Origin of the sequence: Bacillus sp. LM 4-2 (assembly GCF_000978495.1) — a bacterium.
Taxonomy (GTDB): Bacteria; Bacillota; Bacilli; order Bacillales; family Bacillaceae; genus Bacillus; species Bacillus subtilis.
Map to the genome: position 1 here is coordinate 2579212 of NZ_CP011101.1, position 18686 is coordinate 2597897.

An 18686-nucleotide genomic window follows, 5' to 3' on the forward strand; every position below is an offset into this window, starting at 1 on the left:
TTAGAAATCGACCGTTTGCCAGATACACAAAGTCATAATGTGTAAATTCTGTGTCTATTTTCATGTTGATTATGGAATTATTTTCATAATGTTTTATAATACAAGATGATAACGCTTTCTAATTATAATGATAGGGGGAAATAATGATGATGAAAAAAGGACTGCTTGCGGGTGCGCTTACGGCAACTGTGCTTTTTGGCACATGTGCAGTAGATGTGCCGGGTATTATTAGTCCAAAAACCGCAGAAGCTGCATCACAGCTAACTGATGGAATCGGCGGAAGGGCTTACTTGAACAGCACTGGTGCCATTTTTGTTACGAAAATCCAGCTTCCTAGCTCCATTCAGGTTTCAAATGGGACAGCCTACATCTACTCTGGCTTTAGCGGGGGCACAGAATCCGATATCGGATTTCAGTACAGTGATAAATATAACGTATGGAAACCATATATGAAAGTCGGTTCAAAAGGACAGGATCAGGTTCAGTACCTCGAAGGAGGAAGCCAATTCACGAATACGAAAGGCTTCCGTCCCGGCAGCACCGTACAACTTACCATCTACAAAAACCTTAACGGCAATACCCGCGCTACATACTGGGGCACGAACAATGCGGGATACAACGGCCGTCTCATTTCAGAAATCAGCAAAACAAATGTCGGCTCTATCTCCAAATGGAAAGCGCTCGCTACAGTTGCAACAACAGGGTCACGCCAATCTATCAAATCAAATTTTTCAACATCTTTTACAAACATCACCATCGACAACAAAGCAATAACACCTGTAATTGATACACAAGACTTCGCTAAAGTAACAGTCTCAGGCAACAGTGTCAGTTTATCCGTTGTCAAAAATTAAAACATGTTAAACATACAATGCGTTAGGCTATTGAGAAGCTCTCGATAGTCTTAAAGGGGGCTTAACATGCCCCTTTTTTCATTTCAATTTAACTTTCAGTTAGCTTCGGTGCATGCCGTCTATCCCCGTCTTTTATCTGGGTGAAGTAAGGAGCAGCTCGCCCCTTCTGAGCCTGTTCCATTTGCTCAACGCAAAAGGTGTGCATCACTGTCTTAAAAATGTTAAAACAAATGGCAGATGGTGCACTTTATTTTTAGATGAGGCATGCTTACGCTCGATATGCAAGTCAAATGATTAAGGGTCTGCAAGAGAGAGAAGTTTTGGGTGTACTTTCATAAAAGAGGGATGTCTTCATATAGCTCGATAGCACCAGGAAGATTAACCAGCGATTGGCCGAGAACAACACATCACTTTGAAACGGATTCATTCCAAAATAATAAGTATGATCCAATAACTAATAAAGATCAGTTAGCAGTCCAGCCTTAGGCTAAAAAATATTTTTACATCAATTAAACTAGCATCACTATCGAATAAGCTCGATCTGCATATCATGTATTATCCTCTTTTAAGGAAGGTGATGTTATGAGGTCATTTCCATTAATTGTAGTTCTATTCATCCTATTAATCATCGTTGGGACATCTTTCTTTGGTGGCTATTAAGAACACACCTTACCTCATATCCATCAGACGCCATAAGAAATCTTTATGGCGTCTGTTTTTTATTAGATTTAAACAAAACCATTAAAGTGGGGCCATGCAAACACACCTATGGAGATTACTGCCACGACTTCTTTGTGAGGGAAATATTCTTCCCTTTATGGACTATTGTCGATCAAAAGAGAAAGTTGAAATGCATTTTTATGGTGAGATGAATCGAGGCTTAGACATATAAAAAACCGCAAAGCTTTCTTGAAGAAGCTTTGCGGTTTTTGGGTCTCTTCTTTGCTTCATATAAGCCAATAGATTTCAAGCGTAATCCACTGCCATACATCCAATGATTTTTTATTTTGAAATAGGTTTCTTCTACTCTTCATGTGAGATGACTCAAGGTATGCCACGTCACAATAATATGGCGGATACTGAATGGTCTCAATCAGTTTTTTCCCCATTCTATCAATTCTCCACAGAAAAAATGGCTATGGCAGAACAACTTTCATAGAGTAATCATCATTTAATGAGCCATCATCTCATGGGCAATATCGTGTCCATCCATTTTTGACGGGTAGTAAGTAGGCCAGTTTTTGACTTCATCAAGTAAAGCTTCACGGTCGTCCCCCCAATAGAGATGGTAATGACTAGCTTTAGTCGGGTAAATACTATGATCACTAAACTGAATATACTGAGGCAGCCCTTCTGCTTTTTTAGCTAGTTTGAATATGTATCTTACCCCTCTATTGCCCGCATCATAGGTTAGAATTTCGTATCCGTCATACGTATACTTACCAGAATATTCTTTTCCATTTTTGAAGAACGTTACAGTATCTTTCTGGATTACAATACGGTCAACATCTGTTTGATAGCCTTTTTTATAATACTCTTTATATTCTTCAGCTGTCTTGCCGCCTTCGTGTTCTGATTTATATGAAAACACTTCGTCAAGAGTACCATCTTGCAGGTATGGATATACAGATTGCCAATCTCCTTCCCAATCAGAAAGTAAGCGATCCTTTACTTGGCTGTTTTTAAAATAGCCTTCATATATTTTTTCTGTTTCTTCATCATGCGCATGACTATGATCGTGAGAATGTTCGTGTGTATGACTGTCAGATGTTTGCTCTTGCGTTTTGGAAGAGTCTTCTTCAACTGCTGAGGATGATGTTGTTTTATTAGACTCACCTGCAGAAGAACCTGAAGTCTGACATCCTGCCAAAACTAGTAATGAACCAATCGTTAATATGCCTAGCCGCTTTGAAAATAAAATGTTCATTCCAACACTCCTTTTTTATTAAATCGAAAACGTTACGATTTATATTATACATACATCTCTTGCAAACATCAAAGGGAAAATGCTCTTCATGCGGATGGCCTATTTTAAAGGAATAACTGACTATGTTCATCAGTTATTCCTTTAAAATACGAAAGTCTACGATATTTCCATATCGATCCGCTTCAATATGACAGCACCCCTCAAGCAGCTGTTTTAATTTTCCCCGTCCGCGTTGTACCCTTGATTTTGCTCCGGAGTAAGAAATGCCGAGCTTTTCACTCAACTCTTTTTGTGATAACCCCTGGAATTCAGTTAACTCGAGCGCCTCTCGATACTTTTCAGGCAACCGTTTGATGGTCGATCGAATACACACAGTTGCTTCCTTGGTGAAATTTTCTTCCTCTGCACTGTCATTAAAATGTAGAACATCAGGCAATATTTCGCTTGTTTTTTTTGTACGGTAAAAATCAATAATCGTATTTCTAGTGATCCGATAAATCCAGCTGTCGATCTTTTGTTCATCGATCAGATTTGGGAGATGCACTTGTATTTTCATAAATACGATTTGCAAGAGGTCATCAACGATAGATTGATCGTTAACCCTATGTGAAATATATGTTTTTAACGGCTGATGAAATTGATCCCATAGATCCTCTATATTCATTTGAAAGAACCTCCTATAATTTTGCGTCTGTTTTACATTTGCTTCGTCTTTTTAATCGTAACAAAGAGCGAAACAATTGTTGAATCAATTGTATTGCAGCTGTTGCAAAAAATAATGATAAAGGAGAGGTTTGTTGTGGAGTATACCTATTTAGGGAGAACAGGATTGCGGGTGAGCCGTTTATGTCTAGGCACGATGAATTTTGGAGTTGATACAGACGAAAAGACTGCGTTCCGTATCATGGATGAAGCGCTTGATAACGGCATTCAATTTTTTGATACTGCCAATATTTACGGCTGGGGCAAAAACGCAGGATTGACAGAGAGCATCATTGGAAAATGGTTTGCACAAGGAGGACAGCGCCGCGAGAAAGTTGTTCTGGCGACAAAAGTATATGAACCGATTTCTGATCCGAATGACGGACCAAATGATATGAGGGGCTTGTCTCTATACAAAATCAGACGTCATCTGGAAGGATCACTGAAGCGGCTTCAGACAGATCATATCGAATTGTACCAAATGCATCATATCGATAGGCGGACACCGTGGGATGAGATATGGGAAGCTTTTGAGACTCAGGTTCGCTCCGGCAAAGTAGACTATATTGGATCCAGTAATTTTGCAGGCTGGCATTTAGTTAAAGCGCAAGCTGAAGCTGAAAAACGGCGATTCATGGGACTCGTCACTGAACAGCATAAGTATAGTTTATTAGAACGAACAGCTGAAATGGAAGTGCTGCCGGCTGCACGGGATCTTGGTTTAGGAGTAGTGGCGTGGAGTCCCCTTGCAGGAGGGCTTCTTGGCGGGAAGGCATTGAAAAGCAATGCCGGAACTCGTACAGCAAAAAGAGCAGATTTAATTGAAAAACATCGTTTGCAACTCGAGAAATTTTCAGATTTATGCAAAGAACTAGGAGAAAATGAAGCAAATGTGGCTTTGGCATGGGTGCTGGCAAATCCAGTTTTAACTGCGCCGATCATCGGACCACGAACGGTTGAGCAGCTGCGTGATACGATAAAAGCCGTTGAAATCAGTCTGGATAAGGAGATTCTCCGCATGTTAAATGATATCTTTCCCGGACCTGGAGGAGAGACACCTGAGGCATACGCCTGGTGATACATTCATTACTCAATACTGACATTTTTCTTAAATATTTATACTGAACTATCATATTAAGAAAGACAAGAGCATGTTTGTCTCTTGTCTTTTCCACATCATGCTGAAAATGCTGGCTAAACATCGACAAAAATGCTGCCACTTCTAAAAAAGAACCCTAAACAATAGAGTAACTGGAGAGACAACTGGCTTGATCAGCTTGGGACCCCTTTCAGCTGTATTTAAATCAATCAAACTAATGATTCATTGGCAGTCTAAATATTATTATTGTTTCTTTACAAAATAGTAATAGCCCCTGTAATTATTGCTAACAACGTAATAACTAATGATGTAATTACAGCCCACTTAACGGCAAACCTTTGAAATGATCCCAAGTCCATTTTAAGCATGCTTACTAACAGTAGTGTTGACGCAACTAATGGACTCATCAGATGAACCGGCTGCCCCATTATAGAAGCCCTTGCTATTTCTACTGGTTCTATACCATATGCTGAGGCAGCTTCTGCAAAGATAGGTACCATACCAAAGTAATATGCATCATTTGATAAAACAAAAGTAAACGGAATGCTAGTGAGTGCTACAATAATGGGGAAAAACTCTCCCATTGATGAGGGGATGATGGATACCAATGATCCTGCTATGGCATCCACCATCTTTGTCCCGGATAATATACCAGCAAATACTCCTGCTGAAAATACCAATAATACCACGGTTATGGCATTACCAGAATGCTCGGCGATTCGCTCCTTCTGCATTTTTACATTCGGATAATTTATAGTAAGGGCAAGAACAAAACCAATTAAAAATAAAACTGACGGATGCTTAGTTCCAAGCACAATAAACACCATGATACTTATAACGAGGAATAAATTAAGATATATTAAGCGTGGCCTTTTCAATTGTTCGCTCTCCAAAGTAGCAGCCATATAAGATTGAGAGCTGTCCTTTGTTATATGTCTAGGCTCTAATTGAACGATGCCTATTCGATTCCTCTCTTTCCTTCCCATTAGAAAAGCCAGAAATATCACACAAGCAATACCTCCAAGCATGGTCGGAAGTAATGACACAAAGAAATCTGAAGGATCCAATCCCAGCACTGAAATCGCTCTTGTAGCTGGTCCGCCCCATGGAGTCATTCCGCTAACGATACTCAACGACAGCATTGCTAATGTCGCCATAACCATGGGATTCATACCAATTCTTTTATACAAAGGTAACATTGCTGAGACTGTTATCATATAGGTTGTTGTACCGTCCCCATCTAAAGCGATAAGCATTGCCAAGACGGCAGACCCTATCGCTATTTTCACAGGGTCTCCCTTTACTATAGATAAAATTTTTTCTATTAGCGGATCAAATAAACCTGCATCAATTAAAATTCCGAAAAAAAGAATAGCAAACAATAGCAATGCCGCTGAACTTGCAACTGTTTGAATTCCTTCTAAAATCATGTCGCCAATACCCTTACCAAAACCTCCAATAAGAGCAAAAACAATGGGAGTGATGGTCAAGGCAACAATAGGCGAGACTTTCTTTGTCATTATTAATATTGTAAAAACAGTTACCATCGAAAAACCTAAAATAGTAAGCATATTACACCTCCAAGAATGCGCTTTCAAATGACTTTTGATTAACATATCTTATACGGTGTAATAAGTTAAATAAATATTTTTTTACTGTGTTTCAAAAAAAATTCTATCATAACTTTAAATGGTTACCATTTGTTCACCCTTTAAAAAATCAATGAATGCTTTAACGAGTTTGATTCCTAATGATTTTTGATCGTACATTAGCCAAGTATCTCTCATTAGAGGCTTACCCTTAGCATTATACAGTTCCATTGTGTACAAATGATCAGATTCCTGCAGGCAAATTTCTGGTGCTATGGAGTAACCAAGACCATGCTTTACCATCTCTTTGCAAGTCTCTTGTCGATCCACTTCCATTGCAATAATGGGGGCTTGTTTTAGATTCGTATGCATCCAATCTTCTATAATCGTTTTTAAAGAAGCATCCGTTTTATATTTGATAAAAGGTAAAAAAGGAAGTTGCTCTATCGTTATTGGTTTTTTTGAGATGATATGTAATTTTTCCCGTGTCAGCCGTTCCTCCACCCCTTTCCAGCGATGGCTTCCTCTCAGTATACCGACTTGTACAATACCAGCATCTAATAATTTCATGACATCTGTGCTCCAGCCTGTTTGTACACTATATTGGACATTAGGATACATAGTGGAAAATTCCCTTAATAACTTAGGGAGCTTATATTGAGCGAAATTGCTTGATACCCCCAGCCTTAGATGTCCTTGCACCTCTTTGCTTAGATTAGAGATATGATCTTTGGTATCTTGAAGTTCCTGTAGCATTCTTCTTGCATAAGCAACCAAGTGTTCTCCTTCCGCAGTAAAGGTAATTCCTTTATGCCTTTTGGTGAATAATTCAATTCCGAAAATCTCCTCAATCTTATTCAACCGATAAGTGATGGAAGGCTGTGATGTAAATAATCGTTCTGCTGTTTTTGTTACACTTTGTTCTTCGTGAAGAATTTTCAATAAAATCCAATCTTTCTCATCCATTTTCATCTTCCTTTCTAGTCCTTCTTTCACAATTATAAAAGTTTTTTTATCGAATATTAAGAAAACTTATATTTTATTTTTATTTTTTTACCTTCTACACTAAAAAACATAAAAAATACTACCTTTAAGATGAGGATGATGACGATGGTCAAGACGAATGTAACAATCATGAGAGGCGGAACAAGCAAAGGCGTTTTTTTCCACGAATCAGCCATGCCTAACAATAAAAACGAATGGGAGCCCTTTTTGCTTGATGTCATGGGAAGTCCTGATAAAAGACAAATAGATGGTTTGGGTGGCGGTAATTCCCTTACTAGTAAAGTGGCAATAATAAAGAAAGCATATACTTCGGATATTGATGTTCACTATACTTTCGGTCAAGTCAGCATTTCAGAAGAAAAAGTGGACTTTAAAGGGAACTGCGGAAATATCTCCGCTGCTGTTGGTCCATTTGCTATCGAAGAAGGACTTGTAAAAGCGACAGAACCAATGACTGCGGTAAGGATCCTGAATACCAATACGAATAAAATGATCATTGCGGAAGTAGAAGTGGAAGACGGTCAGGTCAAATATGACGGAGATGTTACGATATCTGGAGTACCTGGATCTGGATCTCCAATCTATTTAAACTTTCATGATGCCGCTGGTTCAGTTACCGGTCATTTATTGCCTACTGGAAATAGTTCGGAGTTTTTAGATACAAGTCAAGGCCAAATAGAGGTGTCTATTATCGACTATGCAAATCCATTAGTTTTTGTGGAAGCGAGCAGTATCGGCCTGGATGGAACGGAACTTGCAGAAGAATTTACTGATCTACAGTTGGCTCAATTTGAAGAATTAAGATCCATTGCGGCAGAGAAATGCGGCTTTGCCAGTCGATTTTCAGCTACAAAGTTATCGCCGGCTGTCCCCAAACTGGCTATAGTAGCAAAACCAGAGAAATATAAAGATAGTACAGGTGCTTGGCATTCAAGCGTTGAGATGGACTTACACATCAGGATGATGTCCATGCAAAAGCCACATCAAGCACTGGCTGTCACTGGAGCGATATGTACAACAAGAGCCCTTTCAGTGGAAGGTGCAATCCCTGCAAGAATAGCAAAAAACCACTCTACAAAGGTTCGGCTAGCTCATTCTTCTGGTATTATTGAAACAATGGTGGAGCCCACTGGTATAAAGATCGTCCGTACCGCACGACGTATTATGGACGGAACAGTTTATACGCATGGAGACTATCAAATGATGTAGATGGACTGTGCAAAAAGCCTCCCCCCTTTCCATCGTTAATAGATGGATTGAATGCGCCTTCTTGCACAGATCCATTGTAATCTTGCATGGCTTTAAAAAAGCCTCTATATTGTTTTTTATGAAATCGCCAAGGTCCTTTCATGTATCTGCCTCAAGCATGACATAATCATTATAGAGAAAATTGAATACTTTTTACTGCAAATAAAAAGATACCAACATCATTGGTATCTTTTAGATTGAGTTCATCTGCAGCGGTTTCTTTTCCTCACTGCTTATTTGATTACAAAATTACCGTACTCGTTTGAACGAACATGAATCGGTCCGTTTAGATTATAGTTGTTCTCCTTGGCGATAGAGCGAAGCACGTCCACACGGGCAACTGATTCTCTCCATTCGTCACGGGTGTCATGATTGGCCGGATTCATCAGATCGTCATAGCGTACGTCCAAGAATTTATTCAACCACTTCTTCTCGTCTATTCCGTCTTTAGGTGATCCGCCCGCTTTTTTGTTCGTACGTTTAATCAAGGCATAAAAAGAGTCAGGGTCATCACCATCGCCATGCTGAATAACCGTATCGTACATCACAGCTCTTGCCAATGCTGTTTTTAGTCCGGCATTATCCGATCGTTTCATGGCAGGCTGATAATACAAATGGTCATTTACTTTGTCTTGAGCGGCGCGAAATTCCTTATCATTTGCAAGCGACTTCCAGGCAGAAGCGAATCCCTTGAGATTGCTTGTATCATCGCTTTCTTCCTTGGCCAGACGGCGCAATTCAGGCAGATACTTTTTCAGTTTGTTATTCGGAACTGCCTTTGTGTATACTTCCACTACTTCCAATGCATCCCCGGTAGCCGTTGTAAAGCCTGCCCGTCCGCATGTATAGCCTCGCCCGTCATCCAATCGCTCTACATATCCATATTGGATCTCCGTTGTGCCGTTTTCAAAGATACTTGTCAGCTGTTCCGCCCGGCGCTTTTGATCTTTATTCAGTCCCGCCGCAAAAACCGTTTCGCTCATCATCAGGGTAAAAAACATGGTGAAAACAAGTAATGAGATCGCTGCTTTTTTCCAAAAATCTGCTTTTTGCATACTGATTTTCATTTCACTTCCCCTTTCTAAATATTGTAAATACAGACTCAGTATACATGAAGAAACTGCCCTATTGTTGAAAATACATCAATTTGTCAATATTTTGAATCTAAAGTAATATAGCTTGAATCTTACTCTATTCATTGCCAATCAGCCTTAGCCCCTCTCACTGGGAAGGTCCCTTGATTTTCATACTGCTTCAACTTTCATTAACAAGATGCCATAAGGCTTTACTCTATTTTATAATGGAAGTGATCATCGAAAATCGTTAGGGAGGTGATGTAATGGCAAGCAAGATGAGAATGCCAGATTCCGCAACGTCCCATGCAAAGCCTACTATTGGGAAGGCGATACTTTGCATGGGGTAGACTTTCTAAAAGATCGCCCAAGTAAGCTTTTCTGATATAGTGGCTTTGCACCTTATTTGACATAAAAAAATAAGGAGCTGGCAGAAATGGCATATGTAAAAGCAACCGCTATTTTACCTGAAAAGCTGATATCGGAAATTCAAAAGTATGTTCAAGGAAAAACAATATATATCCCTAAACCTGAATCCTCTCATCAAAAATGGGGTGCGTGTTCAGGAACAAGAAAGCTGATCGATGACAGAAACGCTTCTATTAAAAAAGCATTTAAAAACGGCAAAACCATTCATCAATTATCTGATGAATATCACCTCTCTATTGAAACAATAAAAAAAATTGTCTACTCTAAATAAACAAAACGGAAGCACTGATAAAAAATAATCAGTGCTTTTTATATGGCGAGTTTGTTTCTTAGTTATTTCCTGCATATGATACCATTGGCCAATTGTGTAAAGTTAAGGGAGATGAGAAGAAAGGAAGGTCCTACAAATGACGATAAACAATGGAACGTTGCAAGTACCCGGCGCGAACATCCACTATCAGGTGCGTGGCTCTGGTCCAATCATTCTTTTGGTCCACGGAGGAGGCGGTGATGCCGACAAGTTCCATCATGTTGCCAATCATCTGGCTAACTGGTACACGGTTGTTACTTATGATCGCCGCGGCCATTCCCGCAGCAATCTCGCCAATCAGATTGAGGGTTACCGTGTGGAAACACACAGTGACGATGCTCACCGTCTTCTAGCCAAAATCACCAATAAGCCGGCCTATGTATTTGGAAGCAGCTCCGGGGCTGTTATCGGGCTTGATCTGTGCATACGCCATCCCGAACAAGTACATGTCATGATCCCACACGAACCAATCTTATTGCAGCTTCTGCATGGAAATGAGCTGAAACAAGCCGAGCAATTCATGGAAGACCTTAAGAAAAATCATCGAAGTGAAGTCATTAAATTAATGTCAAGATTAGAGACAGACGAACAATCAAAGGCTGTCCTGACAAAGCGGCTTCTCGGCAATTCAACGTATTTCACTGAGTATGAAATTCAAGGAATTCTCAGCTATACATTAGATTTCGAAGCATTAAAAACTGTGTTTACATCTTCACCGATGAAGATACTCCCAGCTGGCGGAAGTGCTTCTCGGGAGCTTTTTCCTTATCGTTGCGCGAACGCCCTAGCGGAACAATTGGAAACAGAATGGGTTGAATTCCCCGGAAATCATACGGGGTACACAATGTACCATAAAGAATTTTCTGAGAGGTTACACGACATGTTAGAAAAAGAAAAGAAACATACGTGTTAAGGATTGATTAAAATTTTCAAAATAGGACAGGTGAAACTAACTATGGAATTGGAGAAGATTTCACGAAGCGTAAAAAGAACTTTTCACTAACGAGAACGCAATGTGAGATGTTTAACCAAAGTGATATTAGGGATTTCATCGAAAAATAGGTTTGTACATTACGTTCTCCTATTGATTATTTCCTATCTTAATTCCGTATTTTATACCATTAGATACAACTCTAAAGCGGCTCGTTATTTTGTCCTCAACAACAACCAGTGTCTAACATCATGAATCTCTTTTGAAAATCACCACAAATGCAGGTATGGAAGACTTCATCGCAGCAAAAACCATACCAACTATTGTTGTTGGTATGGTTCGTCCTAGATAGGCCCTTAAGAAGAGATTCTATTGTACGGAGTATTTAGCTAATTGCATTTGTAACCGACAGGGCCGTCTGAACCTGTGTACACATATGTGTCAGACACATATCCAATATTCACGACACCCCGGGAATCTTTCCACTGGATTTGGTCCCAGATATTACTCGTTCCATACTTCCCTGTAACAGTCGTTCCATAAGCGTAACAATAATAAGGAACACGGGAGCCACTCGGAATGGAAAGCATAATAGGATAATTTGTACCAGGACCGCTGCGCATATTGACAGGCGCACCGCTGCTTGTTGAGACAGTAAAGTACTGAACGGCAAGTGCCTGACTGGAAAAAATGAATAAAGATGCAATCATCACGGTTAACATACTCAGCATTTTCAGTTTAGTCAATGTCATCCCTCTTTCTTCAATTCCTTCATTTTAAGAAACGATAGAACATAGGCTACCAGCTGCATTTAGGAACAACCGGACCGTCTGAGCCTGTATACATATATGTATCAGAGACAAATCCAGGAACGATCTCCCCGCTGGCAAGCGTCCGCTCTGTGTAATTCCAAATATTGCTCGTTCCATACTTTCCAGTTACAGTTGTACCGGTTTTGTAGCAATAGATCGGGATGCGGGTTCCGCTCGGAATGGTCGTTACAATTCCCCAACTTGTACCTGGGCCGCTGCGCATGTTGACAGGAGCACCGCTGCTTGTTGAAACCGTATAATACTGAGCCGCAAGTGCATGGCTAGAAAAAATGAACACAGATGCAATCATCACCGTTAGCATACTTAGCCTCTTTAACTTATTCACCTTATACCCTCCCCTTATAAATGCCGTACGTTTGACTTTCTTACATCCAGTTAAGGATTTACTTTCAGATACCATGCCCCCTCCCCTCCCATATATTTATCAATGTACCATAAACTAGATCTTTCAAAAGTGGAATTATTCCTATGTTTTCGACAATTAAGGATACAAAATAAATGGTAGTCAGGCTTGATATTGATGGTGTGTTACATTTGGCTCTTAATCATTTGTCCAGTCGGTAATCACGATTGACAATCAGGAAAAAGGACATGGATCAAGCGGCTTCGTTTCCACCAATTAACTCAATCAGTGTACTGCTTCCTTGTATCCACGCTTCTTCTCGATTCATAGATACTCCACCTTTTTCACCAATCAAAAACGGACACCATACAAATCAGCGTAAATGCTGCAAGTTCAGTGTCCGCAACCTATTATGACTTTGCTTTCTTTTACCAGGGCGTGTAAAAATGATTAGGTACGTTATCAAACGTTATTCTATGATTTTGCGAGTCAAAAAATCATAACATTTTATATATTTCAATCAGATTATGATCTGGATCTCTGAAGTGAGCAACTCGGGCACTCCATTCCTTGCGATCATGCGGTTTATTCTCACATTTAACTCCTTTTTCGTGTAAATCGTCATACGTTTTATCAACATCTTCTACCTTAAACTGAAGCAAAAATTTTGATTGAGCTTCTCCTTCCAAGGACTTTTTTTCCTCTCCAACGATTTCAGCCATCGTTTCTCGAGATAAAAGCTCTATTTTCGTTTCCCCATTATCAAAGAGTGCATATTCCATTTCATTCTCTAACCAACTTATTGGAAGTCCTAATGAATCTTTATAAAACTCGACGCTTTTCTTAAAATCATTCACCAACAGTCTAATTTGTAACAGCTTCATATCGAGTGCCTCCTATAAAACCATACTTTTACTGGTCATCCAATTTAATGATACCAAAGAAACCTGACAGCACTATGTCAAGTTTCCATACTTCACCCTTATTTCAGATTTAAGTGCAGTTTAGTCCATGTCATAAGAACGAGCAAAAACAGCGATTCTTAAAACAAAAAATGATACCGAGTGTATTTTCTGTATGCTTCAACTTCATTTCGGGAAATGTAACGTTGATAAAAGGAGGTTACATCAATATGGATCATCAAACATTGGCAGCTCATGAGGCTGTTGACTTACATGAAATCGTGAACTTTAAAACACTTTGTATAGCGAAATCAAAGTTAATGCAAGGGCTTGTGTTTGACCAAGAACTGAAGGACTTGATGGAAAAAGATGTACAGCAATCCATTCAAGACCTTACTGAATTACAAGCGGTTTATGAGCGTGCCTCATTTCAGGCCCCTGTCCCTCAAAGCCGCCCAACGCCAATCATCAATTGAAAGGGAGGTAAGCCTCTTTGAATAATGATCATTTAGACCCCATTAATTCGCTGAATGTGCCTGAACTAGCAGACACTACATTCGCGATGGATTTTCTTATACGAGCTAAGGAAGGCGTAAGGAATACTGCTGTAGCTTTGACAGAAACCGCTTCACCAGATGTAAGAGCACTGCTTCGGAAACAGCTGATGCAAGGAATTGCGATGCACCAAGAGATTACGGAACTGATGATCAGCAAAAAGTGGTTCCATCCATATGAGCTGAGCGAACAGTATAAGCTGGATCAGCTCTCTGCAAAAAACACGATCATGGTCGGCAATATGAACCTCTTTCCTGATGAAACAAATCGCAAAGGGATGTTTGACCGGACACCTGATGAACACTAACACTGGAGGTTTTACAGCATGAAGGCAGTAACGTATCAAGGCATTAAAAATGTTGTTGTCAAAGATGTCCCCGATCCAAAGATTGAAAAATCCGATGACATGATTATCAAAGTCACCAGTACAGCCATTTGCGGATCAGATTTACATTTAATCCATGGATTCATTCCGAATATGCAAGAAGACTATGTCATCGGCCATGAACCGATGGGAATCGTCGAAGAAGTTGGTTCTGGGGTGACTAAACTAAAAAAGGGAGATCGGGTAATTATTCCCTTTAATATAGCATGCGGGGAATGCTTTTTTTGTAAAAACCAGCTGGAAAGCCAATGTGATCAGTCTAATGACAATGGGGAAATGGGTGCTTATTTCGGCTATTCAGGGCAAACTGGCGGTTATCCAGGCGGGCAAGCTGAATATTTAAGAGTGCCGTTTGCGAATTTTACCCATTTTAAAATCCCTGAATCTTGTGAGGAACCCGATGAGAAATTAAGCGTGATTGCCGATGCCATGACCACCGGCTTTTGGAGTGTGGATAATGCCGGCGTAAAAAAAGGCGATACAGTTATCGTTCTCGGCTGCGGACCAGTCGGCCTGTTTGCTCAAAAGTTTTGTTGGCTAAAAGGCGCAAAACGCGTCATAGCAGTTGACTATGTAAACTATCGCTTACAGCATGCGAAACGTACAAACAAAGTAGAAATCGTTAATTTTGAAGACCATGAGAATACAGGGAATTATTTAAAGGAAATCACGAAAGGCGGAGCGGATGTAGTCATTGACGCTGTTGGGATGGATGGTAAAATGAGCGATCTCGAGTTCCTTGCCAGCGGCTTAAAGCTTCATGGCGGAACGATGAGTGCATTGGTCATTGCTTCCCAAGCTGTTCGCAAAGGAGGAACCATACAAATTACAGGTGTGTATGGAGGCAGATATAACGGTTTTCCGTTAGGAGATATTATGCAGCGAAACGTCAATATACGCTCTGGACAGGCTCCAGTGATCCACTATATGCCGTACATGTTTGAACTAGTATCGACAGGCAAAATTGATCCGGGAGATGTTGTCAGCCATGTCCTGCCGCTTAGTGAAGCCAAGCATGGCTATGACATTTTTGATTCAAAAATGGATGATTGTATCAAAGTTGTGTTAAAGCCTTAAAAAACGGAGGTTACAGAAATGGAATACGCCTTACACGAAGTGCTTGAGGTTCAGGAAATGACTGCATTTAAGACACTTTGTTTGACGAAATCTAAAACAATGAAAGCACTGGTATCTGATCCGAAGCTGAAAGAAATCATGCAGCAAGATGTTGATATCACCACACGCCAGTTGCAGGAATTTGCCTCTATTTTATCTAATGCAAAGCAAGAATGAGGAGATGAATAAATCATGAATCCTATCATAGAATATCTGACTGGCATGAATGTTCTAACAGACCAAATCATTGCTATGGACTTATTAATTTCAGCAAAGAACGGAGTCAGAAATTATGCGATGGCAGCCACTGAAGCCGGAACGCCTGAAGTAAAAGAGGTCCTTATCCGCCATTTGGAAGAAGCACTCGATATGCACGAACAACTCTCAAGCTATATGATGGAAAAAGGCTGGTACCATCCTTGGAACCCTGACGAACAAGTCAAGCTGAATTTAAAAAATATTGATACAGCCATTCAATTGCCAACCCTTTAACATACAATGACTGATTTGCTGAGGAACAGTATTGATTGGCCACAACTGTTCCTCAGCTTCAAAATGAGCACTGTTTGTTCGGGTCCTATGACCGTAAATAGATTAACCGCTTTTCTCCATCTGATCTCCGATAATGTTTGCAAATTCTCCAATCCAAATAAGGAATCGTAACCACCTCTTTTTATGCGATCTCTTGATGGAGAAAACAGGCCAGAAACAAAATCCTTCGTTTTTGACCTGCCCTCTTCACACGCAAAGAATGCTACCTTCTTTGCTCCACTGATCCGTGAAGACTTTCCGTTTTAGGCCTGCTTTTGAGCTTTGCCTCATTTTCACGCAATTTCCCATCATAATCTTTAATTTTTGTGTCTAATCTCTTAATTGTTTCATCAATTTCTTTCCGCTTCTCTATCAGCCGCTGTCGTTCGTCAGCCAGGATATTTTTTCGAGCTTCTACCGTACGGTCACCTTCGGTAAATAATGTTGTATATTCAATTAGCGCTTCTATCGATAGTCCCGCATTTCGCATGCATTTAATGAATTCAATCCATTTGATATCTTCTTCATCATAGTCGCGAATGCCGCTGTCTTTTCGTTTTACAGGCGGGATTAATCCTACACGTTCGTAATATCGGAGTGTTGCGGCTGTCAGGCCAAACTGCTTTGCCACCTGAGCAATATTCATGATCTTCACCTCTCTATCCTGTATGTTGTGAAGGTAACACTTAAAGTTAACTTTAAGTCAAGCTCAAAACAAGTGGTTAGCTGCTGAATCTGGGTTTATATATTCGGGACTTGCCTTAAAGCACACTTTAAACTCTATACTTCTCCATGCACTAAAAACAGTGTAGTTGGAGGGATTGCTGAATGGCAAATAAACACACTGCCGGAAGAGAACAATTAGGAGAATTTGCGCCAAAGTTTGCTGAACTTCATGATGATGTTCTATTCGGTGACATTTGGGCAAGAGAAGAAGAACTTTCATCCCGGGATCGCAGCATGATTACAGTTTCTGCATTAATTACTGACTGTTTCTCAGCTTATAAATCAGGTTCATTTTAAATGGTTTTTTTAAAAAACCCTTGCCTTAAAGCAGACTTTAAGGTTTATCGTTATGTTGAAGACACCATAAAACATAAATAAGTGCATGTTTTTATTTACAACACTTATGATGAAGAAAGGATAGGTTCGTATGTGTAATCAACATCAAACCCGTGTATTAAGCGTGTCACATGCAAAAGCCAAATTTGAACAAACGACGATTGAGCGAAGAGGATTACGGCCGCACGATGTCTTAATCGATATTAAATTCAGCGGCATTTGCCATTCAGACATTCATAGCGCTTTTGATGAATGGGGCGGTGGCATCTTCCCAATGGTGCCTGGACATGAAATAGCCGGTGTTGTAACAGCCGTTGGAACAAAAGTCACCAAGTTGGCTGTCGGGGACCGCGTTGGTGTCGGCTGTTTTGTTGACTCTTGCGGAGAATGCGAATACTGTCTCAACGCAGAGGAACAATTCTGCACGAAGGGTGTTGTTCAAACGTATAACTCAGTAGACTACGACGGAAACCCCACTTATGGCGGGTACAGCCAAAAAATCGTTGTCACTGACAGATTTGTTGTTCGCATACCAGATCGTTTGGAAATGGATGTTGCCAGTCCGCTGTTGTGTGCAGGTATCACAACGTATTCCCCGCTGAAACACTGGAATGTTGGCCCTGGTAAAAAGGTTGCGATTGTAGGCGTAGGTGGCCTTGGACATTTGGCAATTCAATTTGCACATGCGATGGGTGCAGAAGTAACCGTCCTGAGCCGTTCCATGAATAAGAAAGAGGAAGCTCTGGAACTCGGTGCAAATCATTACTTTGCAACAAGTGACCCAGCCACATTCACTGCATTGGCCGGGCGTTTTGACGTGATCTTAAATACGGTATCGGCAAATCTCGATGTAGATGCCTATTTATCAATGCTTCGTATAGACGGGACACTTGTAAACGTTGGAGCTCCTGCCAAGCCGGACACATACAGTGTGTTTTCCCTAATCATGGGGCGCCGCAGCATTGCAGGTTCTCTAGTCGGCGGAATTCAAGAAACTCAAGAGATGCTGGATTTCGCAGCTGAGCATGGCATCGAACCTAAAATCGAAGTCATCGGAGCTGACCAAGTGGACGAGGCATACGAACGTATCCTCCGAAGCGATGTCCGTTATCGATTTGTGATTGATATTTCCACATTGTAATAGGTTAGTCCTTATATGGGCTGCCGCTTTTATTGAAACTCACGAAAAATGATCTCTTTAAGCAAATATTTTGAAGGCCGGTCAATCTTCCTGTTATTCTATGAATAGAGAGTTATTAGGAGGGTTTTTTATGAGCAAAAAAATTGCAGTTCTTGTTACAGACCAATTCGAAGACATCGAATATACAAGTCCGGTAAAAGCATACGAAGAAGCTGGCTACAGTGTTGTGGCTATCGATTTGGAAGCCGGCAAAGAAGTTACCGGTAAGCATGGCGAGAAAGTAAAGATTGACAAAGCCATCTCTGATGTGGATGCAAGTGACTTTGATGCACTTTTAATTCCTGGGGGATTCTCTCCGGATTTGCTTCGTGCAGATGACCGTCCGGGTGAATTCGCAAAAGCATTTGTCGAAAACAAAAAACCTGTTTTCGCAATTTGCCACGGCCCGCAAGTACTGATTGATACGGATCTTCTAAAAGGCAAAGATATCACAGGCTACCGCAGCATCCGCAAAGATTTAATCAATGCCGGTGCAAACTACAAAGATGCAGAAGTAGTCGTCAGCCACAACATTGTCACAAGCAGAACACCTGATGATTTGGAAGCATTTAACCGCGAATCTTTAAACTTGTTAAAATAACAAGAAGGCAC

Annotated in this window: 25 protein-coding genes; 14 read left to right on the forward strand and 11 right to left on the reverse strand. The window is 40.5% G+C overall.

Annotation, left to right across the window (positions count from 1 at the left end; genetic code table 11):
* Positions 1-146: 146 nt before the first annotated feature.
* Both bslm_RS12890 and bslm_RS20930 read left to right on the forward strand, forming a co-directional pair.
* Positions 147-854 carry a YrpD family protein gene (locus bslm_RS12890; protein WP_015483480.1) on the forward strand — a complete coding sequence of 236 codons (708 nt, stop codon included), beginning with the start codon at positions 147-149 and terminating at the stop codon, positions 852-854.
* Positions 855-1436: 582 nt separating this feature from the next.
* The gene (locus tag bslm_RS20930; RefSeq protein ID WP_072175780.1) at positions 1437-1514 is read left to right on the forward strand and encodes a YjcZ family sporulation protein; all 78 of its coding nucleotides are present in this window, start codon (positions 1437-1439) and stop codon (positions 1512-1514) included.
* Positions 1515-1801: 287 nt separating this feature from the next.
* Here the strand turns inward: bslm_RS20930 and bslm_RS21390 are convergent, their stop codons facing one another.
* From bslm_RS21390 to sigZ, 3 genes are all read right to left on the reverse strand, one after another.
* Positions 1802-1963 (reverse strand): hypothetical protein, encoded by a 162-nt coding sequence (locus tag bslm_RS21390; RefSeq protein ID WP_003245984.1) that lies wholly within the window; start codon positions 1961-1963, stop codon positions 1802-1804.
* A 62-nt stretch (positions 1964-2025) separates the two neighbouring features.
* Positions 2026-2781 carry a metal-binding protein ZinT gene (locus tag bslm_RS12895; RefSeq protein WP_046381215.1) on the reverse strand — a complete coding sequence of 252 codons (756 nt, stop codon included), beginning with the start codon at positions 2779-2781 and terminating at the stop codon, positions 2026-2028.
* Positions 2782-2914: 133 nt separating this feature from the next.
* A complete protein-coding gene (gene sigZ / locus bslm_RS12900) occupies positions 2915-3445 on the reverse strand; it encodes an RNA polymerase sigma factor SigZ (RefSeq protein WP_015251607.1) in 531 nt (176 codons plus the stop codon).
* Between the two features lie 135 nt (positions 3446-3580).
* Between sigZ and bslm_RS12905 the strand changes: the two genes are divergently transcribed.
* Entirely contained in the window at positions 3581-4561 is a 981-nt protein-coding gene (locus bslm_RS12905) for an aldo/keto reductase (RefSeq protein ID WP_046381216.1), read from the forward strand.
* A gap of 275 nt (positions 4562-4836) precedes the next feature.
* On the opposite strand, the gene bslm_RS12910 is transcribed toward bslm_RS12905, so the two are convergent.
* Both bslm_RS12910 and bslm_RS12915 read right to left on the reverse strand, forming a co-directional pair.
* Entirely contained in the window at positions 4837-6153 is a 1317-nt protein-coding gene (locus tag bslm_RS12910; RefSeq protein WP_046381217.1) for a citrate:proton symporter, read from the reverse strand.
* Between the two features lie 114 nt (positions 6154-6267).
* Complete coding sequence (locus tag bslm_RS12915; protein WP_015251604.1) at positions 6268-7137, reverse strand: LysR family transcriptional regulator; 870 nt, start codon at positions 7135-7137, stop codon at positions 6268-6270.
* Positions 7138-7281: 144 nt separating this feature from the next.
* Here bslm_RS12915 and bslm_RS12920 point away from each other — a divergent pair, with 144 nt between their 5' ends.
* The gene (locus tag bslm_RS12920) at positions 7282-8385 is read left to right on the forward strand and encodes a 2-methylaconitate cis-trans isomerase PrpF family protein (protein ID WP_019712533.1); all 1104 of its coding nucleotides are present in this window, start codon (positions 7282-7284) and stop codon (positions 8383-8385) included.
* A gap of 272 nt (positions 8386-8657) precedes the next feature.
* Here the strand turns inward: bslm_RS12920 and csn are convergent, their stop codons facing one another.
* A complete protein-coding gene (csn, locus tag bslm_RS12925; RefSeq protein WP_003229851.1) occupies positions 8658-9491 on the reverse strand; it encodes a chitosanase in 834 nt (277 codons plus the stop codon).
* A gap of 442 nt (positions 9492-9933) precedes the next feature.
* On the opposite strand from csn, the gene bslm_RS12930 reads away from it, so the two are divergent.
* Together bslm_RS12930 and bslm_RS12935 are read left to right on the forward strand one after the other, a co-directional pair.
* Positions 9934-10197 (forward strand): CD3324 family protein, encoded by a 264-nt coding sequence (locus tag bslm_RS12930; protein ID WP_003229850.1) that lies wholly within the window; start codon positions 9934-9936, stop codon positions 10195-10197.
* 136 nt (positions 10198-10333) lie between these two features.
* Positions 10334-11149: an alpha/beta fold hydrolase gene (locus bslm_RS12935; RefSeq protein ID WP_003229849.1), complete on the forward strand. Its 816-nt coding sequence runs from the start codon at positions 10334-10336 to the stop codon at positions 11147-11149.
* 407 nt (positions 11150-11556) lie between these two features.
* Here the strand turns inward: bslm_RS12935 and bslm_RS12940 are convergent, their stop codons facing one another.
* The 4 genes from bslm_RS12940 to bslm_RS12950 form a co-directional block, all read right to left on the reverse strand.
* Positions 11557-11913 carry an SH3 domain-containing protein gene (locus tag bslm_RS12940; RefSeq protein ID WP_004398671.1) on the reverse strand — a complete coding sequence of 119 codons (357 nt, stop codon included), beginning with the start codon at positions 11911-11913 and terminating at the stop codon, positions 11557-11559.
* A 52-nt stretch (positions 11914-11965) separates the two neighbouring features.
* On the reverse strand, positions 11966-12325 hold the full coding sequence (locus bslm_RS12945) for an SH3 domain-containing protein (RefSeq protein ID WP_004399021.1): 360 nt from the start codon (positions 12323-12325) through the stop codon (positions 11966-11968).
* Between the two features lie 271 nt (positions 12326-12596).
* Complete coding sequence (locus bslm_RS21395) at positions 12597-12698, reverse strand: hypothetical protein (protein WP_119123071.1); 102 nt, start codon at positions 12696-12698, stop codon at positions 12597-12599.
* Between the two features lie 142 nt (positions 12699-12840).
* Entirely contained in the window at positions 12841-13227 is a 387-nt protein-coding gene (locus tag bslm_RS12950) for a VOC family protein (RefSeq protein WP_004398984.1), read from the reverse strand.
* Positions 13228-13475: 248 nt separating this feature from the next.
* Between bslm_RS12950 and bslm_RS12955 the strand changes: the two genes are divergently transcribed.
* From bslm_RS12955 to bslm_RS12975, 5 genes are read left to right on the forward strand one after another with little or no spacing between them, the layout of a single operon-like run.
* Entirely contained in the window at positions 13476-13721 is a 246-nt protein-coding gene (locus bslm_RS12955) for a spore coat protein F-like protein YraG (RefSeq protein WP_003229845.1), read from the forward strand.
* Positions 13722-13738: 17 nt separating this feature from the next.
* A complete protein-coding gene (locus tag bslm_RS12960; RefSeq protein ID WP_009967868.1) occupies positions 13739-14107 on the forward strand; it encodes a spore coat protein in 369 nt (122 codons plus the stop codon).
* An 18-nt stretch (positions 14108-14125) separates the two neighbouring features.
* Positions 14126-15262: a zinc-dependent alcohol dehydrogenase gene (locus tag bslm_RS12965; RefSeq protein WP_003229843.1), complete on the forward strand. Its 1137-nt coding sequence runs from the start codon at positions 14126-14128 to the stop codon at positions 15260-15262.
* An 18-nt stretch (positions 15263-15280) separates the two neighbouring features.
* Positions 15281-15478, forward strand: coding sequence for a hypothetical protein (locus tag bslm_RS12970; protein ID WP_003229842.1), 198 nt, complete (start codon positions 15281-15283; stop codon positions 15476-15478).
* 15 nt (positions 15479-15493) lie between these two features.
* The gene (locus bslm_RS12975; protein WP_003246006.1) at positions 15494-15793 is read left to right on the forward strand and encodes a spore coat protein; all 300 of its coding nucleotides are present in this window, start codon (positions 15494-15496) and stop codon (positions 15791-15793) included.
* A 262-nt stretch (positions 15794-16055) separates the two neighbouring features.
* Here bslm_RS12975 and adhR read toward each other — a convergent pair whose 3' ends face one another.
* Positions 16056-16478, reverse strand: a complete 423-nt coding sequence (gene adhR, locus bslm_RS12980) for an aldehyde stress transcriptional regulator AdhR (protein WP_004398725.1) — start codon at positions 16476-16478, stop codon at positions 16056-16058.
* Positions 16479-16660: 182 nt separating this feature from the next.
* Here adhR and bslm_RS12985 point away from each other — a divergent pair, with 182 nt between their 5' ends.
* From bslm_RS12985 to yraA, 3 genes are all read left to right on the forward strand, one after another.
* Entirely contained in the window at positions 16661-16855 is a 195-nt protein-coding gene (locus bslm_RS12985; protein WP_003229839.1) for a carboxymuconolactone decarboxylase family protein, read from the forward strand.
* Between the two features lie 130 nt (positions 16856-16985).
* The gene (adhA, locus tag bslm_RS12990; RefSeq protein ID WP_019712532.1) at positions 16986-18035 is read left to right on the forward strand and encodes an NAD(P)-dependent alcohol dehydrogenase; all 1050 of its coding nucleotides are present in this window, start codon (positions 16986-16988) and stop codon (positions 18033-18035) included.
* A gap of 130 nt (positions 18036-18165) precedes the next feature.
* Positions 18166-18675, forward strand: a complete 510-nt coding sequence (gene yraA, locus bslm_RS12995; RefSeq protein WP_003229836.1) for a cysteine protease YraA — start codon at positions 18166-18168, stop codon at positions 18673-18675.
* Positions 18676-18686: the final 11 nt, after the last annotated feature.

Bases quoted from the DNA above. Each gene is read 5' to 3' on its own strand.
- bslm_RS12890 (WP_015483480.1), top strand. From the start codon at position 147: ATGATGAAAAAAGGACTGCTTGCGGGTGCGCTTACGGCAACTGTGCTT.
- bslm_RS20930 (WP_072175780.1), top strand. From the start codon at position 1,437: ATGAGGTCATTTCCATTAATTGTAGTTCTATTCATCCTATTAATCATC.
- bslm_RS21390 (WP_003245984.1), bottom strand. From the start codon at position 1,963: ATGGGGAAAAAACTGATTGAGACCATTCAGTATCCGCCATATTATTGT.
- bslm_RS12895 (WP_046381215.1), bottom strand. From the start codon at position 2,781: ATGAACATTTTATTTTCAAAGCGGCTAGGCATATTAACGATTGGTTCA.
- sigZ (WP_015251607.1), bottom strand. From the start codon at position 3,445: ATGAATATAGAGGATCTATGGGATCAATTTCATCAGCCGTTAAAAACA.
- bslm_RS12910 (WP_046381217.1), bottom strand. From the start codon at position 6,153: ATGCTTACTATTTTAGGTTTTTCGATGGTAACTGTTTTTACAATATTA.
- bslm_RS12915 (WP_015251604.1), bottom strand. From the start codon at position 7,137: ATGGATGAGAAAGATTGGATTTTATTGAAAATTCTTCACGAAGAACAA.
- bslm_RS12920 (WP_019712533.1), top strand. From the start codon at position 7,282: ATGGTCAAGACGAATGTAACAATCATGAGAGGCGGAACAAGCAAAGGC.
- csn (WP_003229851.1), bottom strand. From the start codon at position 9,491: ATGAAAATCAGTATGCAAAAAGCAGATTTTTGGAAAAAAGCAGCGATC.
- bslm_RS12930 (WP_003229850.1), top strand. From the start codon at position 9,934: ATGGCATATGTAAAAGCAACCGCTATTTTACCTGAAAAGCTGATATCG.
- bslm_RS12935 (WP_003229849.1), top strand. From the start codon at position 10,334: ATGACGATAAACAATGGAACGTTGCAAGTACCCGGCGCGAACATCCAC.
- bslm_RS12950 (WP_004398984.1), bottom strand. From the start codon at position 13,227: ATGAAGCTGTTACAAATTAGACTGTTGGTGAATGATTTTAAGAAAAGC.
- bslm_RS12955 (WP_003229845.1), top strand. From the start codon at position 13,476: ATGGATCATCAAACATTGGCAGCTCATGAGGCTGTTGACTTACATGAA.
- bslm_RS12965 (WP_003229843.1), top strand. From the start codon at position 14,126: ATGAAGGCAGTAACGTATCAAGGCATTAAAAATGTTGTTGTCAAAGAT.
- bslm_RS12970 (WP_003229842.1), top strand. From the start codon at position 15,281: ATGGAATACGCCTTACACGAAGTGCTTGAGGTTCAGGAAATGACTGCA.
- bslm_RS12975 (WP_003246006.1), top strand. From the start codon at position 15,494: ATGAATCCTATCATAGAATATCTGACTGGCATGAATGTTCTAACAGAC.
- adhR (WP_004398725.1), bottom strand. From the start codon at position 16,478: ATGAATATTGCTCAGGTGGCAAAGCAGTTTGGCCTGACAGCCGCAACA.
- bslm_RS12985 (WP_003229839.1), top strand. From the start codon at position 16,661: ATGGCAAATAAACACACTGCCGGAAGAGAACAATTAGGAGAATTTGCG.
- adhA (WP_019712532.1), top strand. From the start codon at position 16,986: ATGTGTAATCAACATCAAACCCGTGTATTAAGCGTGTCACATGCAAAA.
- yraA (WP_003229836.1), top strand. From the start codon at position 18,166: ATGAGCAAAAAAATTGCAGTTCTTGTTACAGACCAATTCGAAGACATC.